General features: G+C 61.4%; 19 protein-coding genes. 6 read left to right on the plus strand and 13 right to left on the minus strand.

The genetic code is table 11. From position 1 onward, the window contains the following. Positions 1–122: 122 nt before the first annotated feature. Positions 123–914 (plus strand): IclR family transcriptional regulator, encoded by a 792-nt coding sequence (locus BLW71_RS06235; protein WP_091794142.1) that lies wholly within the window; start codon positions 123–125, stop codon positions 912–914. An 18-nt stretch (positions 915–932) separates the two neighbouring features. Here BLW71_RS06235 and BLW71_RS06240 read toward each other — a convergent pair whose 3' ends face one another. Next, positions 933–2,267 (minus strand): MFS transporter, encoded by a 1,335-nt coding sequence (locus BLW71_RS06240; protein WP_091794144.1) that lies wholly within the window; start codon positions 2,265–2,267, stop codon positions 933–935. A gap of 250 nt (positions 2,268–2,517) precedes the next feature. Between BLW71_RS06240 and BLW71_RS06245 the strand changes: the two genes are divergently transcribed. From BLW71_RS06245 to BLW71_RS06255, 3 genes are all read left to right on the plus strand, one after another. Then, positions 2,518–3,300, plus strand: a complete 783-nt coding sequence (locus tag BLW71_RS06245) for an enoyl-CoA hydratase/isomerase family protein (protein ID WP_091794146.1) — start codon at positions 2,518–2,520, stop codon at positions 3,298–3,300. A gap of 17 nt (positions 3,301–3,317) precedes the next feature. Continuing rightward, entirely contained in the window at positions 3,318–5,429 is a 2,112-nt protein-coding gene (locus BLW71_RS06250; protein ID WP_091794148.1) for an acetate--CoA ligase family protein, read from the plus strand. 265 nt (positions 5,430–5,694) lie between these two features. Next, the gene (locus BLW71_RS06255; RefSeq protein ID WP_091794150.1) at positions 5,695–6,591 is read left to right on the plus strand and encodes a LysR family transcriptional regulator; all 897 of its coding nucleotides are present in this window, start codon (positions 5,695–5,697) and stop codon (positions 6,589–6,591) included. Here the strand turns inward: BLW71_RS06255 and BLW71_RS06260 are convergent. The 10 genes from BLW71_RS06260 to leuC form a co-directional block, all read right to left on the minus strand. Then, positions 6,582–7,505, minus strand: a complete 924-nt coding sequence (locus BLW71_RS06260; RefSeq protein ID WP_091794152.1) for an SMP-30/gluconolactonase/LRE family protein — start codon at positions 7,503–7,505, stop codon at positions 6,582–6,584. The genes BLW71_RS06255 and BLW71_RS06260 overlap by 10 nt on opposite strands. Positions 7,506–7,523: 18 nt before the next feature. After that, positions 7,524–8,555 carry an ABC transporter substrate-binding protein gene (locus BLW71_RS06265; RefSeq protein ID WP_091794154.1) on the minus strand — a complete coding sequence of 344 codons (1,032 nt, stop codon included), beginning with the start codon at positions 8,553–8,555 and terminating at the stop codon, positions 7,524–7,526. Positions 8,556–8,598: 43 nt separating this feature from the next. Next, positions 8,599–9,441 (minus strand): fumarylacetoacetate hydrolase family protein, encoded by an 843-nt coding sequence (locus tag BLW71_RS06270; protein ID WP_091794156.1) that lies wholly within the window; start codon positions 9,439–9,441, stop codon positions 8,599–8,601. A gap of 14 nt (positions 9,442–9,455) precedes the next feature. Further along, on the minus strand, positions 9,456–10,211 hold the full coding sequence (locus tag BLW71_RS06275) for an SDR family NAD(P)-dependent oxidoreductase (protein WP_091794158.1): 756 nt from the start codon (positions 10,209–10,211) through the stop codon (positions 9,456–9,458). A 43-nt stretch (positions 10,212–10,254) separates the two neighbouring features. Next, a complete protein-coding gene (locus tag BLW71_RS06280) occupies positions 10,255–11,061 on the minus strand; it encodes an ABC transporter permease (protein ID WP_091794161.1) in 807 nt (268 codons plus the stop codon). After that, a complete protein-coding gene (locus tag BLW71_RS06285) occupies positions 11,042–11,896 on the minus strand; it encodes an ABC transporter ATP-binding protein (protein ID WP_091794164.1) in 855 nt (284 codons plus the stop codon). Before BLW71_RS06285 ends, BLW71_RS06280 begins: the two co-directional genes overlap by 20 nt. Next, on the minus strand, positions 11,893–12,918 hold the full coding sequence (locus BLW71_RS06290; RefSeq protein WP_091794166.1) for an ABC transporter substrate-binding protein: 1,026 nt from the start codon (positions 12,916–12,918) through the stop codon (positions 11,893–11,895). Before BLW71_RS06290 ends, BLW71_RS06285 begins: the two co-directional genes overlap by 4 nt. 167 nt (positions 12,919–13,085) lie before the next feature. Further along, complete coding sequence (gene leuB / locus BLW71_RS06295) at positions 13,086–14,159, minus strand: 3-isopropylmalate dehydrogenase (protein WP_091794168.1); 1,074 nt, start codon at positions 14,157–14,159, stop codon at positions 13,086–13,088. A 42-nt stretch (positions 14,160–14,201) separates the two neighbouring features. Continuing rightward, positions 14,202–14,795 (minus strand): 3-isopropylmalate dehydratase small subunit, encoded by a 594-nt coding sequence (leuD, locus tag BLW71_RS06300; protein WP_091794169.1) that lies wholly within the window; start codon positions 14,793–14,795, stop codon positions 14,202–14,204. A gap of 2 nt (positions 14,796–14,797) precedes the next feature. After that, positions 14,798–16,228, minus strand: coding sequence for a 3-isopropylmalate dehydratase large subunit (gene leuC / locus BLW71_RS06305; protein WP_091794171.1), 1,431 nt, complete (start codon positions 16,226–16,228; stop codon positions 14,798–14,800). Between leuC and BLW71_RS41555 the strand changes: the two genes are divergently transcribed. Next, on the plus strand, positions 16,214–16,531 hold the full coding sequence (locus BLW71_RS41555) for a hypothetical protein (protein ID WP_177204983.1): 318 nt from the start codon (positions 16,214–16,216) through the stop codon (positions 16,529–16,531). The two genes, leuC and BLW71_RS41555, sit on opposite strands and share 15 nt — an antisense overlap. 488 nt (positions 16,532–17,019) lie before the next feature. Here BLW71_RS41555 and BLW71_RS06315 read toward each other — a convergent pair whose 3' ends face one another. Both BLW71_RS06315 and BLW71_RS06320 read right to left on the minus strand, forming a co-directional pair. Then, positions 17,020–18,012, minus strand: coding sequence for a 2-keto-3-deoxygluconate permease (locus BLW71_RS06315; RefSeq protein WP_091794173.1), 993 nt, complete (start codon positions 18,010–18,012; stop codon positions 17,020–17,022). Positions 18,013–18,145: 133 nt separating this feature from the next. Continuing rightward, positions 18,146–19,675 carry a UxaA family hydrolase gene (locus tag BLW71_RS06320; protein WP_091794174.1) on the minus strand — a complete coding sequence of 510 codons (1,530 nt, stop codon included), beginning with the start codon at positions 19,673–19,675 and terminating at the stop codon, positions 18,146–18,148. 132 nt (positions 19,676–19,807) lie between these two features. On the opposite strand from BLW71_RS06320, the gene BLW71_RS06325 reads away from it, so the two are divergent. Then, on the plus strand, positions 19,808–20,533 hold the full coding sequence (locus BLW71_RS06325) for a FadR/GntR family transcriptional regulator (protein WP_091794176.1): 726 nt from the start codon (positions 19,808–19,810) through the stop codon (positions 20,531–20,533). The last annotated feature ends 323 nt before the right edge of the window (positions 20,534–20,856 follow it).

Consider the following 20,856-nt stretch of genomic DNA (forward strand, 5'->3'; position numbering starts at 1 on the left):
TGACCATCGAATTACGCTTTTTTAGTCAATCTACTGTTTATTCAGGTGTCGAATCTCGCCGCATATACTGACATACATCGATAATCGATCCTTTCACGTGAAGCTCCGCAAATTCACTGTTTATGGCGAACCACAACAATCAACAACAGGAATCGAACGCGACCCCGTCGAATCGATCGCTCGAACGCGGGCTCGAGTTGCTGCGCGCGTTCGGTCCCGGTGCGACACTTCTAGGCAACGGAGAACTTGCGGAACGCACCGGTCTGCCGAAGGCAACGGTGAGCCGCCTAACGCGAACGCTCGTGCAGGCGGGTTATCTCGAGCACGATGCCGCACGCAGGGCATACAGACTCGGCTTACCCGTGCTCAGTCTGGCGCAGGCGTTGCGCAGCGGATCCACAGTGTTGAATGCCGCAGGACCGCTAATCCGCGACACTGCCCAAGCAAGGCGTATCAATGTCGGAATCGCGGGCGCCGACCGGGAAGAGATGGTCTATCTTGAGTCCATTCGTTATAACCAGCGGGCCTCGTTGCGTACGATCGTCTCGGGACAACGCGTACCGATGGAACTGACTTCGCTCGGTCGCGCGTATCTCGCAGCGCTGCCGCAGGAGGAATTCACCGCCCTGATGAACGCGTTCAAGCGGCGAAAGCGCAGCGGCTGGGAGCGCCTCGCGCGCGAAATCACTGATGCGGTAGATGAGGTGCGCCGAAGCGGCTTCTGCGCTACAAGCTGGCAGCCGGAAGTGATCGCACTCGCGACGCCGCTCGCCATTCCCGGTCATCGTTTGCTGGTGCTCAACTTTAGCGTCCGCACGGCGGCGTCAAAAGACAGCGTTGTCAGCGAGCTCGGGGCTCCCCTGCTGCGTCTACGCGACGACATTACAGCCGCATGCGCGCGCCAGGAAGGCTGAAGACAGCAAGCGTCTCCTTCATTCCCGGCGTTCACTGATCGCGCGCGCTGGAATACCCAGTACCACTGCAAGACCGCCAAGAATAGAGACAACTGCAACGGCATAGAGGCCCACGGCGCTGCTACCAAAGTGCGTCGATGCGTAACCGATCACCGAGGGCGCAGAAATCCCGCCAAACTGCCCGAGGCTGCTGATGAGGCCAATGCCGCTTGCTGCGACCGAGCTCGACAGATACGCGGGTGGCATCGTCCAGAACAGCGACAGCATGCCCAGATAACCGGCCGTCGCAACGCAAAGCAGTGCCACCAGAATCGCTGCGTGATTCGCCGCCGCCGGCAGAAGCACGACGCCCAGCGCAGCCATCAATGCGCTTGCCATGAAGTGCCACCGCCTCTCCAGCATACGATCCGAGTTCCGGCCGAGCAGATACATCACCACTGCGCCGACCACATAAGGAATCGCGGAAAGAAGCCCAATGTGCCAGTAGTTCGACACACCGCTTTTCTGGATTACGCTTGGCGCCCAGATATGGACGACGATGCTCGCCCACGGCACGCTGAAATAGGCGAACGTCAGGAAATAAAACTTCGGCTCCTTCAACGCAACCCAGATCGAACCATGAGCGCGTGCAGCCTTCGTTTGCGCGTCGCGGTTGAGCTCTGCCAGAAGGAGGGTCTTCTCGTCGTCCATGAGCCAGGTTGCCTGCTCGGGCCGGTCCGTCAGATAGACATAGGCAAAGACACCGGCGATCACTGACGGAAGTCCTTCGAGAAGGAACAGCCATTGCCAGCCGTTGTAGCCAAGCAAGCCCGACATGCTGTTGAGAATCCATCCGGACACCGGCCCACTGATAATGCCGGATACACAGATCGCTGTCGTGAAGATGGACGTGACCCGCGCCCGGCGCGCGGCCGGAAACCAGTAGGTGAAGTAGAGAATCACGCCGGGAAAAAATCCTGCTTCCGCTGCGCCCAGCAACACCCGCGCGATGTAAAACTGCGCCGGCGTCTGCACGAACGCGGTGCCCGCCGAAACGATGCCCCATAGCGCCATGATCCGCATGAGCGTTTTTCTCACGCCGACTCGCGCGAGCCACAAGTTGCTCGGTACTTCAAAGAGCATGTAACCGACGTAGAAGAGGCCTACGCCCAAACCGAATGCGGCGTCGGAAAGACCGATGTCGCGTGAGAACTGCAGATGCGCAAAGCCGATATTGGCGCGATCCAGATAAGCGAAGACGTAACAGATAAAGAGGAACGGCAGCAGCCGCCAGGTGACTTTCCGGTAGACGGCCTCTGCCTGTGGTTGCGCGACGGCGCTGACGTCGATTGGATTGGAACGGGCTGCGTGCATCATGTCTCCAGACTTGTATTGGGCCGCAGGTTAGTCATGGCCAGTGTCCTGCGTTGGAATCCATTATCGGCGCCGAACGCGCGATGACAATCTTCCAATTCCATGCAGTGGAATTGCTCGATCCCTCGGATGAAATACGCTCCGTTCCACAGAGTGGAATTGACGGGGTGTCCTGGGATGGCAGGTGGGGCTAAGCTGCATCAGCAGATCGACCTTCTCGGTCGACTCCAATTCAACCATCGAGACACGCATGACCACATCCACTATTCAACTCACTATCGACTCGCAGATCGCCACGATCGCGCTGAATCGTCCTGAAAAGCGTAACGCCATCACCAACGAAATGCGCGCCGAACTGATCGCGGCGCTGGAGACTGTGTCGCGCGACCGGGAGGTACGCGCCGTGGTGTTGACCGGCAACGGTAAGGGGTTTTGCGCTGGCGGTGACGTCAGCGGTATGGCGCAGCGCATGGAAGCCCCAGCGGGCGAGGTTGCGTTCAATGGCTGGTCACGTCAGCAGATCGTTCATCACACGGTCAATCTGCTTTACTCGATGCCCAAACCGACCATCGCGGCAGTCAACGGCGCAGCGGCGGGCCTGGGTGCCGATATGGCGCTCTCCTGTGACTTTATCCTCGCGTCGCACGAGGCGAGCTTCACGTGGAGCTACATCAAACGCGGGCTGATTCCCGATGGTGGCGGCATGTACTTCTTGCCGCGACGGGTCGGCCTCGCGCGGGCGAAGGAACTGATCTTCAGCGGGCGCAAGGTGGATGCGAAGGAAGCGCTGGAAATCGGGATCGCGGATCGCCTGAGCGAGCCTGATTCGCTCATTGCCGACGCCCACGCCTGGGCCGCCGAATTGAGCCAGGGTTCGGCCACGGCACTCGCGCTCGGCAAGAGCATCCTCAATCAGAGCTACGAGCTGTCCGCGCATCAGGTGTTTGCACAAGGCAGCCAGGCACAGGCTGTCTGCTACACAAGCAGTGAACATCGCGACTCGGTGCTCGCATTCCTGAACAAAGCCCGGTGAGCACGAAGGAGATCGACATGAACGCAATTTTAAAGTTGATGCGCCCGACGAGCGTAGCAGTGATCGGCGCATCGGCGGACGCAGCCAAGACTTCAGGCCGCCCGGTGGCTTACCTCAGGAAGCACGGATTCGACGGCGACATCTACCCTGTCAACCCGCGCTACGACTCGATCGACGGCTTGCCCTGCTATCCCGACGTAGCGTCGTTGCCGCATGCGCCCGATGTCGGTATCGTCCTGCTCGGCGCTGAGCGCGCCCACATTGCGGTGCGGGATCTGGCAAGCCGCGGGACGAGCGCTGCAATCGTGCTGGCGAGCGGCTATGCGGAAATTGGCGAGGAAGGTGCGAGGCGTCAGGCGCAATTGATCGAGGCAGCAGGATCCATGCGCTTGCTCGGCCCCAATACGATCGGACTCGTCAATCTCACCGATCGCATCACGCTGTCGGCAAGCGGGGCGCTGGAGACCGACGCTTTCACGGTCGGCGGGATCGGCGTGATTTCACAAAGCGGCGGGATTCTTGGCTCGCTGTTGTCGCGCGCGGCGGCACGCGGTATTGGCCTGTCAAAGCTGGTGTCGACGAGCAATGAAGCAGATCTCGACATGGCGGACTTTGTCGATTATCTGGTTGACGATGATTCGACTTCCGTTATCGCGCTCTACATGGAAGGGCTGCGTCATCCGGACCGGTTCCGGCGCGCGGCGCTAAGGGCGGCGGCAGCAGGCAAGCCGGTCGTGGTCTTCAAGATCGGGCGCTCGGAATCAGGCGCGCGCTCGGCGGTCTCGCATACGGGCGCGCTGGCAGGTTCCGACCGCATGTACGACGCGCTTTTCAGCATGGTCGGCGTGATTCGCGCCCAGACGTTCTCCGACTTGCTCGATATTCCTCATGCACTCGCGACGCGCCGCAAGCTCTCCGGGCGACGGGTGGCGATTCTGACCTCGACCGGCGGTGCCGGCACGCTCGTCACCGATAGCCTGGGCATGGCGAACTTTGAGACTCCGCCTCCTGACGAGGTGACGGCTGCGAAGCTGCGCGCGCTCCAGACCGGCGACCATGCGGTGCTCGACCGCAATCCGATCGACGTGACACTTGCTGGACTGCAGCCGGCTCTCCTGCGCGGCGCGATCGGCACGCTACTCGACAGTCCGGCTTACGACGCGGTCGTGGTTATCATTGGATCGTCGGGCCTCGCGATGCCTGACCTGATGGCCGGCGCAATCCGCGATTCGTTGCCCGGGAGTGACAAACCCGTGATGGCATTTGTGAGCCCTCACGCCCCGGAGATCATGCGGTTGCTTAACGAGCAGGGAGTGCCGGCCTTCCCTTCGCCCGAAAGCGTGACGAGCGCACTTGCAGCGATGTGGCAGCACAGCGAGTCCATGCAATGCCCCGTCAGTGTGGCCGAACAACACGCTGAATCGGAAGTCAACGTAAACGATCTGCCCGCCGGATCACTCAACGAAGCGCAGGCGAAAGAGCTTTTTGCCCGCTTTGGTGTGGCAGCGGTACGCGAGCGTGTCGTCACTAACGCGCATGAAGCCGAGAGCGCCGCTCGCGAGTTGGGTGACAAGGTCGTGCTCAAACTGCTGTCGAACACGATCACCCACAAGAGCGATGTCGGCGGCGTAGCGGTTGGCGTCACGGCTGACAGCATCGGCGCGCGCCTGAACCGCATGCGGGACGACGTTGAAACCGCAACTGGCTTATCCGCGAATGCGTTTCTCGTTCAGGAAATGGTGGCCGGTGGAACGGAACTGATTCTCGGCCTTCATCGAGACCCGTTGGGCACAGCGTTGCTGCTGGGCATGGGCGGCGTCACCGCAGAATTGTTCAAGGACACGACGATGCGACTCCTGTCTGCCGACGCACCGCTGTCGCGCGATGACGCACTCGGGATGATTCACGAACTGAAAACCTGGCCTTTACTCGACGGGTATCGTGGACGGCCGCGCGCTGATATTGATGCCCTTGTGACCGCCATCGTCGCGTTTGCGCGAATGGCGGTGCAGCTTGATGGACGCATTGTCGAAGCAGAGATCAATCCGCTCTTCGTGTTGCCCGCGGGCCAAGGGGTGCGGGCCGCTGACGGCGTTGCTGTACTCGCATCGGAGGCTCACGAAGGGTGAGGGTCTTCGGGTCGCCTTCGACTGGCTCGCCGAGGTAAGCGGCCCCGGGTTCAAGCCGGCCGCCTCGACCTGGTGTCGGGGATGGCCCTCACCTCGTGGCAATACCGTCGCCCCCAACTGAAGCGCTAGCACGACATCTATGATCGGCGCAGAACGCTCTCCCGCGGACAGGAGTTTTTTTGCACTCGCGACCGCCCCCGTGCATACTTTCTTTCCGCCACGAGAAAGTACGGCGCGACGAGAAGACCGCGCCTCGGGAGACTCAATGCGTTTTGATTTCCAGTCGCTGAAACTATTCGTTGCCGTCTGCGAGCACGGCAGTATTGCCCGCGCGGCAGAAGCCGAAAACATCGCGCCTTCTGCGCTCAGCAAGCGTATGTCTCAACTTGAGGACACCCTCAAGACCCCCCTCTTTGTGCGGAGCAACAAAGGGCTCGAGTTGACGATCGCGGCTACCGCCCTCTTGCAGCACGCCCGCGTGCTGCTGCGCGATGTCAAACAAATGGAAAGTGAACTGCTCGACCATGCCGAGGGCGTGCGTGGACAGATCCGGCTACATGCGAGCCTCTCGACCATCGTCCAGTACATTGCCAACGACATTCGCGACTTCCTGGCACTGCACCCGGGACTGCGCATCGACCTGCAGGAAAGTTTAAGCCCAGCCGTGGTCCGCGCAGTCGCGGAGAACACAGCCGACATTGGCGTGTTCGGCGGCACGACGGTGACCGCCGGCCTGCAGGTATTTCCCTATCACAGTGACCGGCTGGTGGTGATCATGCCGCCCGATCATCCACTCAGCCATGCAGACAAGGTGAAATTTCGCGAGATGGCCCAGTACCCACTGGTGGGACCACAAGCTGGTAGTTATCTGAATTCGCTCGTCTTGCGCGCGGCAGCAGACCTGGACCACCCGCTCAAGCTGTCGATCCGGGTAAATGGTTTTGAACCCGTGCGCAGCATGGTCGAAGCGCGGCTTGGCATAGGGCTGGTGCCTGAACATCATGCCCGCCGCTATGTGAGCTCGGGGCCCCTCGTCGCCGTGCAGCTCGACGAGGTCTGGGCCGAACGACACTGGAAGATCTGCGTGCGCGAGGCCGAAACGCTCCCCGCACCGGTCCAACTGTTCCTCAAGCACTTGCTTGCACGTAGCCATCAGGAATGAGCCAGTCTCAACCCCGCTTGCGGCCAGTTCAAGGTCCCCAGGCGCCCCGTGCCCGACAGCGTGACGTAAGCGGTCTTCATGTCGGCGCCACCAAAGCAGATGTTGGTCACCATGCCATCGGGCACCGTCACTTGCCGCAGTACCTCACCGGAGGGCGCCACCACCGTGATGCAACCCGTGACCAGCGTTGCCACGCAGATATTTCCTTCTGCGTCCACGGCCAGGCTGTCAAAGCGTTGGTAGCCCGGTAGCCCGCAAATCAGGCGTCCGCCGTGCGGAGACGGATAGGGATGCTTGCGGGCCCTGCCGGGCGCCTCGAGATCGAATGCCCATAAGCGCGCGGTTTCGGTTTCCGCCACGTACACGACACGATCGTCAGGCGACAGGCCAACTCCGTTCGCCGTCGTGAGCGGGTAGGCTACTTCGACGATCATTGATCCGTCGGCTCGCCCGTAATAGAGGCCGGCATGATCGCGCTCGCGCAGCCGGTTCTTGCCGAAGTCGGTGAAGTAAAAGCCGCCGTTGTGGTCAAACACGATGTCGTTGGGACCGCATAGCGGGTATTCACCGCAGCGGTCGTACACAGTCTTCAGATCCCCCGTGTGTGGGTCGAAACGCTCGATGCGCCCGCTGGTATAACGCGGATGTACGCCTGGTTTGGTGCGATTCAGACCGGCAATGGTACGAAACAGGAAACCACCGTTATTGCAGATGTAGAAGGCTCCATCCGGGCCCAAGGCCAACCCGTTGGGCCCGCCACCCACCTCCTTCAATACGCTGACCGTGCCGTCGGGCGTCACGCGGCTGATGGTCTCGCGCTCGATTTCGACCAGCACGATTGAGCCATCGGCCATCGCCACGGGTCCTTCGGGAAACTTGAGCCCTTCAGCCACGATATGGATGCCGTTCTCCATCATTGACCTCCGTGCAAGTCACCGCTTGCTGGCATTTTCGACGAAATGATTGTCATACGTAGCTTTCAGGTCAATCGAGGCCTTGCCGATGTCGCGATCGAATGCGGCAAGCACATCGCGTACGGTGTGCGCCGCGGCGTCCGTCATCAGTCCATCGCGCGAAATGCAGTTCTGCATGTTGCCGTAGGCTCGAGCGAAGACATTCTTGTCGGCGAGAGCATATTGGGCGGGTACTGCTTCGACCACCTGCTCAGGCGTGGCGTGCGCCATCCAGCGCTCGGCCTCGAGGACAGCGTTCGTCACGGCCTGCACCGTATTAGGATACCTGGCCGCGAATTCCCTCGTGGTGTAGACAGAGGCTTCCGGGTAGTCGCCGCCCAGCGTCGCACGGGTTGCGGCGGGGTCGCGCATCACGGCCAGAGGGAAAAGATCGCCGCTGCCCTGCAGTACGGTCGCGACCGGGTCGTTGCTCATCAATGCATCGATCTGCCCGCTGCGTGCCGCTGCAATCGCACCGGCAGACGAACCCACGCCTATGATCGAGACATCCCCCGTTTTGAGGCCGGCCCTGTTAAGCAGATAATTGACGCCCATGTGGAAGCTCGAACCGGGCGAACTCACGCCGATGCGCATCCCCTTAAGATCCGCATAGGTCTTGACCTTGTCACGGCTGGCACGCGTCACGCCGAACACCCAGCCAGGGCAAGAAGCCAGGGTCACGAACGAGACCAACTTCTGCCCCTTGACCGCCATCGTGATCGTGTTGGAATAAGCACCCGCGACCATGTCGGCGCTGCCGCCCAACATTGCCTGCAGCGCCTTCGCGCCGCCGCTAAATACACCAATGTCGACGTCCAGCCCCGCCTGCTTGAAATAGCCCCGGCTTTGCGCAATGACGAAGGGTAAGTAGGGAAAGCCAACGCCGGCGGCGGCCAGGTGAAGTGTTGGTTTCTCCGGCGCTGGCGCCGGGGCAGCGCTCGCGCCCGAGTGGCTCGTCAGCGCGAGGCAGGCAGCTAATATCGGCGACAGCTGGCGCCTGATCGTTAGCACGATGTTGTCTCCTTGTTGTCCAGATCGGTTCGACGGCGACTCTTTAGCCCTGTACGACGTTCTGGCGTTGCTGCCCCAAGCCCTCGATGCCGAGTGTCACCACGTCACCGGGTTTCAGATACACGGGCGGCTTTTGCCCCAACCCAACGCCCGGCGGCGTGCCGGTGGATATGATATCGCCCGGTTGCAGCGACATGAACTGCGACAGGTAGGCTACAAGGTAACGCACGCCGTAAATCATGGTGGCCGTATTACCGTTCTGGTAGCGGTGGCCATTCACCTCCAGCCACATGGGCAGTGCTTGCGGATCGCGCACTTCGTCTGAAGTCACCAGCCACGGGCCTGTTGGACCGAAAGTGTCGGCCGACTTACCCTTGGTCCACTGCCCCTGGCGCTCCGCCTGAAACGCGCGCTCGGACACGTCATTGATCACGCAGTAGCCGGCCACGTGATCCATCGCATTGATCTCGCTCACGTACTTCGCGGGCTTGCCGATCACGACACCCAGTTCCACCTCCCAATCCGTCTTGAGAGAGTTGCGCGGGATCTCGATGGCATCGCCCGGACCCACGATCGCGCTGACAGCCTTCATAAAGACGATGGGCTCCGGCGGTATCGCAGCGCCCGTTTCGGCGGCATGGTCGGAGTAGTTCAGCCCGATGCAGATGAATTTTCGCGTACCGCCCACGCATGGACCCAGGCGCGGATTGCCTTCCACGCGTGGCAGCGAAGTGACGTCGAGCGCTTTCAGGCGGGCCAGACTCGCGGGCAGCAGCGTGTCGCCGGAGATGTCGGCCACATGGCCCGACAAGTCTCGCAAGTTTCCATCGGCGTCGAGCAGTCCCGGCTTCTCTTCGCCGAGCGGACCGTAGCGCAATAGCTTCATTTTCTATGTTCCCTTCAATAGGTCGCGCGGCCACCCGACAGATCAAAAACCGAGGCCGTGGTAAATGAATTCTCTTCACTGACAAGCCAGGCAATCATCGCGGCTGCTTCGTCTAGTTCGAGAAAACGGCCACGCGGAATCTTGCCCAGCATGTAGCGGATATGCTCGGGCGACTGCTCCATCGCGCCTGGCGTACGCGCCACTGCGGGCGTCACGCAGTTGACCGCGATGTCGTGGCTCGCCAGTTCCTTTCCAAGCGACTTGGTCATGGCAATCACGGCAGCCTTCGCCGAGCTGTACGCCGCGGCGTTGGGGTTGCCTTCCTTGCCAGCGACAGAAGCCAGATTCACGATGCGGCCGTAGTTCTGTCGGATCATCACGGGTACCACGGCGCGGCAACAGTGGAAGGTGCCATTGACGTCGATGTCGATCACCTGCTTCCAGACGTCGACGGGATACTCGGCCAAGGTCGCATTAGGGCCAACGATCGCCGCGTTATTGATCAGGATATCGATGCGTCCCGCCACATTCAGCGTACCCGAGACGGCAGCTTCGACGCTCGCATAGTCGGCGATATCAACACGCTCGACGTGAACATCGGGGTGTCCCAGTTCTGTACGGGCCCGCTCCAGGCCCGCGGCATTGATATCCCAGATTACGAGGCGCGCGCCAGAGGCCAGCAGCCGGCGGCCGACCTCCAGGCCGATGCCTTGTGCGCCGCCGGTCACAACAGCGATGCGATCCTTCAGGTTGATTGCGTTGGTCTGCAAGATAGATTCCTTAATGTTGGATTGTCGAGCGCGGCCGGCACGCTCATGCGCTCACGGCAACCGTCTGCCCGGCGACAGGGCGCCAGCGCAGCAGATAGTCCTCGACGACGGATACCGCTGTATCGAGCACCAGTGCAAACAAGGTCAGCACCAGAATGCCAGCGATCACCGAGTTGATGTCGAACACGCCCTCAGCCAGCAGAATCAGATACCCTACGCCCTTCTCCGAGCCCAGATACTCACCGACCACGCTTCCGACAAACGCGATACCAATCGCGTTGTGCAGGCTTGAGAACACCCAGCTCGTCGCCGAAGGCAGATAGACGTGCCGCATCAGCTGACGTGCATTGGCGCCCAGCATGCGGGTGTTGGACAACACCGCAGGGCTGACCTCGCACACGCCCTGGAAGACGTTGAAGAACACCACGAAGAAGACGAGCGTCACGCCCAGCGCCACCTTCGACCAGATGCCGAGGCCAAACCAGAGCGCGAAGATCGGCGCAAAGATCAGGCGTGGCATGGAATTCATGGCCTTTATAAATGGATCGAACACGACCGCGAGGAACGGATTGAGCGCAAGCCATAGTCCGCACGCGAGACCGGACACCGTACCGATGGCGAACGCCAGCATGGTTTCGAGCAAAGTCGTGTACAGGTGGCGAAACACCGAGCCGGTCACGGTCCATTCGACGATGCGACGCGCAACGCCCAACGGATCGCCGAAGAAGAAAGGCGACAACCATTTCTGACTGGTGCCGATCCACCACAGAAACAGAACGCCGAACAGAAGTGCGAGCCGCGTGACGAGAACGACAACGCGATTGTTTGGGTCAAACACGATTGCGCGCATAGCTTTTCAGAACCTCCCCTCGAAGCACGTCCCAGATCTGGGTGTGCAGTTGCAGGAACCGCTGCGTCATACGGATTTCTGACATTTCGCGTGGACGCACGAGGTCGATTTCAAACTCGGCGATAGGCCGCGTACCCGGGCCCGCCGACAGCACGATGACGCGGTCCGATAAGGAAATAGCCTCCTCCAGATCGTGGGTCACGAACATCACGGACTTACGGTCGCGCGACCACAGCCTCAGCAGCTCGTTTTCCATCAGGTGCCGGGTCTGGATGTCCAGTGCACTGAACGGTTCGTCCATCAGAATGATGCGAGGATTCAGCGCCAGTGCCTGCGCCAGGCCGGCGCGCTTGCGCATGCCGCCCGACATCTGGTGCGGATACTTTTTGCCATGGCCTTGCAGCCCCACCCGCTCAATCCACTCGTGCGCCACCTCAAGCGCCTCATCGCGAGGCGTGCCACGGAAGATGAGGCCCATCGCGATGTTCTCTTCGGCCGTCTTCCAGGGCATGAGTGCATCGACCTGGAACAGGTAGGCAGCTTGCGTGTTCAGGCCATGGCTCAGTTTCTCGCCGAACACGCTCAAGCTGCCCGACGAAGGCCGGGTGAGCCCGGCCGCCACGTTCAGCAACGTGGACTTGCCACAGCCCGTAGGGCCGACGATCGAGACGAACTCGCCGTCGCCGATCGTCAGATTCCCGCAGGAAACGGCGGTGTAGGTCTGAGCGTTCTTGCCATTGCCGGCAAAGGTGCAGGTCACGTTGTCAAAGCGCAAAGCCTCACGCATCGCTGTCTGGCCATGCTCGAGAGTGATAGTGCACGGCGCGGTACTCATGGCTGGATCTCCGCCGCTTTCACGACAAACCGGTTGTCATAGGTCGAGGCGAGATCGATTTTGGCCGACGCCACGGTGGGGTCGAACGCCGACAGCACATCACGCACGGTCTGTGCGCCTTTTACGGTGATCTCTCCGTTCTGTGCGATGCAACGGCGGCTGTTCGTGAAGGCATCCGCATACAGTGCCTTGTTCTCGCCCAGGTACTCAGGCGGCACATTGTCAGCGACTTGCTGAGGCGTGGCTTTGGCGATCCACTTCTCCGCGCGCACGATCGCATTGGCGACTGCCTGTACCGTCTTCGGATTCTTATTGATGAAATCCTGAGTCGCGAACAGGCTCGACTCGGGATAATCCGAGCCGAACACCTTGACGTTACCCTCCGCGGTACGCATGTTCTCCAAAGGTTTGAGGCTGCCGTCTTTGGTCAGGATCGTGGCGCTCGGATCATTGACGATCAGCGCATCGATCTGACCCGCCCTCACTGCCGCTACCGCTCCCGCAGCCTGGCCAACACCGATGATGGAGACGTCCGAGGGCTGAAGGCCCGCCTTGTGCAGGATGTAGTTCAGTGCCATGTGAGTGCTGGAGCCGGGCGCACTCACGCCGATACGCATACCCTTCAGATCCTTCGTCGACTTGACTTCGGCCTGACGCTTCTGGGACACGCCAAAGATCCAGCCGGGACAAATGACCTGCGCCGCGATCACCACGAGGTGCTGCCCCTTGGTAGCCATCGTGATGGTGTTCGAATAGGCGCCCGCTACCATGTCGGAGCTCCCACCCAACAACGCCTCCAATGTCTTGGACCCACCGGAGAAGGCAGCGATGTGCACATCCAGCCCCTCGTCCTTGAAGTAGCCGCGTTGCATCGCGACGAGCATGGGCAGATAGGTGATGCCGACGGAGGCGGCCGCAATGTGAAGTTCGGGTTTTTCAGGCACGTCCTTGGCCACGGCCGCGACAGAACCGCAGCCAAGCTCGAACGCGACGCAAAGCGCGATGGCAAATTTCAGCTTCATGGTTGTCTCCTCCCTTTCCGGGGATATTTGGGTGCGACCTACCACCGAGGACGGACCGGGTCTTCACGACCCCGATTCCTGTGATGCTGAGAACGGCCGAGGATCATCGGCTCCTCATGCTCCCGATCCTCGTGCTTCTGACTTTTGTCCTGCTGCTCAATGCGCGCTTACGCTGCCTGCTTGCGCAGTGCCTCGACTACCGCATCGCCCATGTCTCGGGTACCCACGGATTGCGTGCCCTCCTGATGGATGTCCGCAGTTCGATAGCCGGCGGCTAGCACTGCACGCACGGCCCGCTCGACGCGGATCGCGGCATCTTCCATGCCGAAGCTCTCACGCAGCATCATCGCAAGCGACAGGATCGCGGCGAGCGGATTGGCGATATCCTTGCCTGCAATGTCCGGCGCCGAGCCGTGCACAGGTTCGTACAAACCCTTCCGGTTATAGCCCAGCGATGCTGAAGGCAGCATGCCGATTGAACCGGTCAACATGGCCGCAGCATCCGAGAGAATGTCTCCAAACAGGTTGCCCGTGACGATTACGTCGAACTGCTTGGGTCGACGCATGAGCATCATCGAGGCGGCATCCACGAAGAGATGACTCAGTTCGACATCCGGGTACTCATCGCGCCCGACGCGCGTAACCACTTCGCGCCACAACTGACTCGCCTCCAGCACATTCGCCTTGTCCACCGAGCACAACTTGCGGCTGCGGCGTCGCGCGCTTTCGAAGGCAGCACGCGCAACCCGCTCGACCTCTGATTCCGAATAGCGCATTGTGTTGAAACCCACGCGCTCTCCGGCCTGGTTGGTTTCGAACCCGCGCGGTTGGCCGAAATAAGCGTCGCCATTCAATTCACGCACGATGACGATATCCAGCCCATCGACGACCTCGGGCCGCAAGGTCGAAGCGCCGATCAGTTCCGGGAACATGTAGGCCGGCCGGAAGTTGGCATATAGCGTCAGCGCCTCGCGCAATTGCAGCAATCCTGTACCGGGACGACGTTCACGCGGGATATCGGCCTCGTCGGCCACCCCCACCGAACCGAACAGGATCGCATCGGCCTTGCGCGCCAACGCCAGGGTGGGTTCGGGAAGCGGCACACCATGGGCCTGAATGCCCGCCTCGCCGATGGGCGCCTCCTGAGTCTCGGCATGAGGAGCCAGGATCCGCAGTACCTTGACAGCCTGCGCCACCACCTCTGTGCCGATACCGTCACCCGGCATGACTGCAATCTTCATCTGAACTTCTCCTTGGTTGTTATCCGTGAGAGTGCGTCTTCATTAAGCTTGGGCACGGTTGCGCTCGAACGCGTCAATGCGGTCCTGATGCGACAGTGTGTAGTCGATCTCGTCCATGCCGCGCAGCAGACACTGTTTCGCAAAGGGCTCCAACTCGAAGACATGGACAGAGCCGTCGGGCAACGTCGCCGTCTGTGCGGGCACGTCGATGGCAATGCGGCTACCCGGACTGGCCACCAGGGTGTCCAGCAGTGGCAAAACCACGGCCTCGGGCAGCACGATCGGTAACAGCCCGTTTTTCAGGCAGTTGATGAAAAAGATGTCGCCGAAGCGTGGCGAGATCGCCGCACGGATACCGTAGTCATACAGCGCCCAGACGGCGTGCTCCCGCGACGAACCGCATCCGAAATTGTGGTTCGCTACGACGATGCGAGACTCCCGGTAAGGCATCTGGTTGAGCACGAAGTCCGGTCGCTCCGCACCGTCGTGGTCGAAGCGCAGCGCACGGAACAGAAACTGGCCGAAATCGTCGGAACGAGGTTTCTGGAGGAAGCGTGCCGGCAGTATCTGGTCGGTATCGCAGTTGATGGCTGCAATCGGCACCGCGGCTGAGTCAAGGTAGTTCAGGCTGTCCATCTTCAGACTCCCATGAGGCGGCGCACGTCCGTCAGGCGACCTGTCACCGCGGCGGCGGCTGCCATGGACGGGCTCATCAGGTGCGTGCGCACACCCGGCCCCTGGCGTCCCACGAAATTACGGTTTGAGGTCGAGGCACAGCGCTGGCCAGGGGCAGCGATATCGCCGTTGGTCGCGAGGCACATCGAACAGCCGGGGAAGCGCCACTCGAAACCGGCTTCCCTGAACACGTGGTCCAGCCCTTCGGCTTCGGCCTGCGCGCGTACCTGGTGCGATCCGGGCACCACCCATGCCTCGACGCCGGGTGCAACGCGGCGACCGCGCGCGACCTCGGCCGCGCTGCGCAGGTCCTCAATCCGCCCGTTGGTGCATGAGCCGATAAAAACTCTATCGATCGCCACGCCTTCGAGCGCCTCGTGCGGGTTCAGTCCCATGTATTCGAGTGCCCGCAACATTGACGCCCGGAGATCGGGGTCAGCCTCATCGGCAGGATCGGGCACGCGGCGATCGATCGCGCATGCGTATTCAGGCGTGGTTCCCCATGTCACCATGGGCGCAATATCAGCCACGTCGATATGCACCTCGCGATCGAACACCGCGCCTGCGTCGGTGAACAACTCGCGCCAGTGCGCCATCGCCCGCTCCCACTGTGCGCCGCTGGGGGCGTAAGGACGGCCGGACAGATAAGCGAACGTGCTGTCGTCGGGAGCGATCATTCCGGCACGGCCGCCCGCCTCGATGGTCATGTTGCACAGCGTCAACCGCCCTTCCATCGATAAACCCGCGATAGCCGAGCCGGTGTACTCAATCACGTGGCCTGCCGCGCCGGCCACGCCAATCCGCGCGATCACGGCAAGAACCAGGTCTTTGGCGGTAACGCCCTGCCCCGGCCTTCCGTCGAGGACGACGCGCATATTGCTCGATTTGCGCTGCCACAGGCATTGTGTGGCGAGCACGTGCGCCACTTCGGTTGCGCCGATGCCGAATGCCAGCGCACCGAGCGCGCCGTGGGTCGATGTGTGGCTGTCGGCGCAGACGACGGTCATGCCAGGCAGACTTAATCCCTGCTCGGGTCCGACGACGTGGACGATTCCGCGCCGCGCGTCATCCATGTCGAAGAGCGTGATGCGCGACTCCGCTGAATCACGTTGCAAAGCCGTGATCATGCCTCGCCGCTCGGGGTCCGCCACGGACGCCAGATCGTTCGCCGTGCTGGAAACGTAGTGATCAACCGTGCCGAAGATACGCTCGGGTGAGCGGGGTTTGAGTCCACGCTCACGCAACATGTCGAACGATTGAGCCGTGACGTCGTGGACGAAATGCCGGTCTATGAACAGCAGGTCCTGCCCGTCGTCACGGGTCATGACCCGGTGAGCTTCCCAGATCTTGTCGTAAAGGGTTCGCGGACCACTCATCGCTTGGTCGAATTGCATTGCTTCGTCTCACTCCATCAATTTATCGACCGTGATCAACACGGCCATGCGGTTTCGCAATTGATTCTGGTGTGGAAGCATCATGCATCAGGCACGCCGGCTCGTTCGTGGTCTTTGGGAAAGGCACCATCGCCGATCGCGATGACGAGATTCATCACTTTCGACGTTCTCGACGACGCGACAAAATTTCGTGGCCTGTCGGGATCAAGGACGCAATGGCCGGCAAGACGCGTCAACGGCTCGTGGCAAAAGCGCCGTGCGGGCAACCGCTCGATCCGCAAACGCTTCGCGATTGGGGTGTGAGCCCTTAGCAGACCACCCGTCCGGTCAACGCCGGATCGTTGCAACGCCTGTTCAAAGGTGCCTATTTGTTAGCGGGCGACACGCCCACCCGCGATGGAAACATGAGTTCCCGGCGCAGCGAAATCGCTGTCAACTTGAGTGGCATCGCGTCGAGCGTTTTCGGATCGTCGATGACGCCAAGCTAGCGCCCCGGATGTTTTCCAATCACGGCACCGCTCGCGTCATTCCGTTGCCCGCGCAATCGCCTGACAATCCGGTCAAACGCGTGCCATTGCTGTGCGAGCAATCCGCCACGAGCGATGACACGCAACGCGAGGCCGAATGCGGAAATTGCCGGGTAACGGCGCAATCGACAACGGCTCGCCGTCGATCGCCCCTTAGCCACTGTTGAATCCGCCCTGTGAAGCGGACGCCGGTCAAAGCAACCCACCTTGGGACTGCTTATGTTGATTACGAATGGAGGTCGAAGAGCGGCAACCCCCAGGCGCTTACATCCCGTCTGCCCGCTCAGCGAGTCGTGAAGGCGCGAATCCTTCGTCGCCCACGATCTTTCTTTGCCGCGCACAATACTTCGCAAATAGTGCGGTCAACAACGGCGCCAGCAGCGACGTGACAATCGTCGACGCGGCAATCTGCGGTGTGGCGACCGCGACGAGCGACGCGAGGTGCGGATCGACGGCTGCAATGGCGATTGGCGTCGCGACCGCGTTGCCGGCGGTCGTCGACACGGCGACACCGGCCACGCCTGAACCACCGGCGAGACGGGACGCCGCGATGTTGACCACGCCGCCAATGATGAGCGTTACGAGCCCGAGCAGGATGCCCGACGCGCCCGCGCCAAGGATCGAGTGCAGGTTGATCTGCGCGCCGAGGCCGAAAGCAAAGAAAGGAATCAGGAGATCACTGCCTGATTTCAGAAACGCGCGCATGTTGCGATCGAGGTTGCCAAGCAGCATGCCGATCAGAATCGGCAGGATTGTCGCGATCAGGTCGATAAAGGGAATCCTGGCGAGACCGGACATGCCGAGCGCGAGCATGGTCACGAATGGGCCTTCAAGAATCGACAGTACCGCGAGCGCGCCACGATCGACCTCGTCACCAAACTGTTTGGTCAGCGCCGCGTAGAGCCCCATGTTCGCGTTGGTCATCGCCGCGATGATCGCCATGCTGGACAGCCCGAACACCGGGCGCCCCTTGAACAGATAACTGACCAGCAAGCCGATCGCCACCCCGCTCGCGAGCTTGGCGAGCGTGATCGCCGCGCCGTTCTTCAGCGCGCGCGGCGCGGTTTTCAACTGTATTTCGGCACCCATGCAGACGAAGAACGCCGCGAGAATCGGCAGCGCTCCGTGCGCGAGCGAGGTTGAGAAACTGCCGATGGTCAGTACATGCGGGAAGAACGTGTTAAGCAGGCTGCCCCACAGCAGCGGAATCACCATCATGCCACCGGGAAATCTCTCGATGGTTTCCTTGATCTTCATTTCGATTCGTCTCCGTCGGAGGACGCGCCCGCTCGGGTGAGCGTGGCGCCCCACCGTTGTCCATATTCAATAAGGCAACTTCACGGACAGCGCAGGCTGCCAGGGCTCTGCCGCAGTCCGCTTCAAGGATGCGTCACATCTGCGCGCCGATCATCCAGGGCACGAACTCTTCGTTGCCGACCCCGAGCGCTTCACTCTTGCTCTGCGCGCCAGATGCGACTTCGATGATCATCTCGAAGATCTCGCGGCCCTTCTGCTCGACCGTCGTCTTGCCATCCATGATGTCGCCGCAGTTGATGTCCATGTCGTCGACCATGCGTGTGTACATCTTCGTGTTCGTCGCGAGCTTGATTGACGGCGCCGGCTTTGCCCCAAAGCATGAGCCGCGGCCGGTTGTGAACAGAACGAGGTTCGCGCCGCTCGCAATCTGGCCAGTCGCGCCCATCGGGTCGTAGCCTGGCGCATCCATGAACACGAGTCCCTTCGTGTCGACTGGCTCGGCATAGCGGTACACCCCCATCAGCGGCGTCGAGCCGCTCTTGGCGACCGCGCCGAGCGACTTCTCGAGAATCGTGGTGAGCCCGCCCGCCTTGTTGCCCGGCGTCGGGTTATTGTCGATGCTGCCCTTTTCCCGCTCCGCGTAGCTTTCCCACCAGTGGATCCGCTCGACGATTTTCTCGCCCACCTCTGCGGTAATCGCGCGGCGCGTCAGCAGGTGCTCAGCACCATAGATCTCCGGCGTCTCACTGAGGATGGCGGTGCCCCCGTGTTGAACGAGCAGATCGACCGCGGCGCCAAGCGCCGGGTTCGCCGTAATGCCCGAGTAGCCGTCCGAGCCGCCGCATTGCAGTGCGATGTTGAGGTTGGAGATCGGCAAGGGCTCGCGCTTGACCTCATTCGCAGCCGGCAGCATCGCCTCGATCGCCGAGATTGCCGCATCGACGGTCTTCTGGGTACCGCCCTGCTCCTGGATCACGAGCGGCACCATGGTTGCACCCGGCTCGACACCTTCCGCGATAAACAGCGCACCCATCTGGTTCGCTTCACAGCCAAGCCCGATCACCAGTACGCCCGCGAAATTCGGGTGGCGGATATAGCCACCAATCGTACGACGCAATTGCTGCACGCCCTCGCCATTGTGATCAATGCAGCAACCGAAACTGTGCGTGACCGGCACGATGCCATCGACGTTCGGATACGCATCCAGCCTGCCGGGCGCGGAGAAGTGCTGCGCGACGAGCTTGGTCACGGTTGCCGAACAGTTGACCGTGCTGACCACGCCAATGTAGTTTCGCGTAGCCACCCGGCCATCGGTACGACGAAAGCCCATGAACGTCCGCGATTCTCCGGCAGGCGCAACCGCCTTGACGTCCTTGCCGAACGCGTAATCGCGCGCGAAATCGCCCATCGACACGTTCTGGGTATGCACGTGCGCACCCGGTTGGATATCCTGCGTGACGAAACCGATGATCTGCCCATAGCGCCGCACCGGATCGCCGGCTTTCAGCGCGCGCAGCGCAACCTTGTGCGCACCGGGGATATCGTCGCGCGTAACGATGCCGCCGGCCTCGGCGAGCGTCGTGTCCGCAGGTATCGGACCGCGCGCGATTGCGACGTCGTCGTCCGCATGCAGCCTGATGACCAGTGAAGTAGAATCCGTCATGTTTTTCTCCTGAATCGTGGGGGACGGACGCACCCGAGATTGATGCATCTCTTCAATGTGCCCGTTCTGCCAAATGGTCGTTTCTTGCCAGGAGCGGCGCAAATTGGTCAGGCCACTTCGGCCGGAGCAGAGATGGGATTTCACAGACTTTCATCCGGCATCCTCGACAAGGTTGTGCGGCAGATCGAGGAAAACGTGCTTGACGGCACTTGGGCTTTATCTGCGCGCCTGCCGGCCGAGCGCGTGCTCGCGGAGCATTTCGGTGTGTCGCGTCCGACCGTGCGTGAGGCGATCCGTCACCTGATCAGCAAGGGGATGCTCGAAGCGAAGCGTGGCAGCGGTGTGTATGTGGTGCAGAAGCAGCTTCCCGCACTGACTTCACCGTGGCTGCAACTTGTCGCCGAGCACCCGCCGCTGCGCGAGGAGACACTCGAGTTCCGAATGGTGTTTGAGTGCGCGGCAGCACGTTTCGCCGCGCAGCGCTCCACACCCGAAGAGCTACGCCGGTTGGAGTCTCTGCTTGCGCGGATGCACGATGCGGTGATCGGGCACGATGTCGATACCGAGGCGCGAATGGACGGTGAGTTTCACACCGCGCTGACCGCAGCGGCGCATAACCGCATGCTCGGGCAGTTCTATGCCAGCGTGATCACCATGTTGCGTGACCATATCGCCGCGAACACCTTCGACGCCACCGCGAACAACGCGAATGCAGCCGTGCAATCCGCCATGCGCATGCGCCAGCACGAATTGATTTTCCTCGCAGTGCGTGAACGCAATCCGGAAGCCGCGCAGCAGGCGATGTTCGCGCACATCGATTTTGTTGGGCGGCAGTTCATGCCCGCTACGAGCGCGTAAGGCAAACAAGCGGCAAGGTTGCCGTCGCCGGCACTATCGTACTGATTGAAGACACGCCCCACGAGCGAGGCAGATCCGGCGTCGAGCACCGAGGCATGTCACGTCGGTTCGACCAATAGCCGCCACGAAGGCAATCCGCGCGAAATACCTTGTCGCTGCGACTATCGCTGCACATTCGTCATCACCTCCGCTTGAGCCGTGACCGAACCCGCGCCAGCTTCATGACGCAAACACGACACCGCAACTAAGCGCGTGGGTCGTGAAGCGCATCACGCCGCGCTGCGCTTTCGGCATGCGTTCACTGATCTCCGAGCGTCCCGCTA

The organism is Burkholderia sp. WP9, assembly GCF_900104795.1.
Classification (GTDB): domain Bacteria; phylum Pseudomonadota; class Gammaproteobacteria; order Burkholderiales; family Burkholderiaceae; genus Paraburkholderia.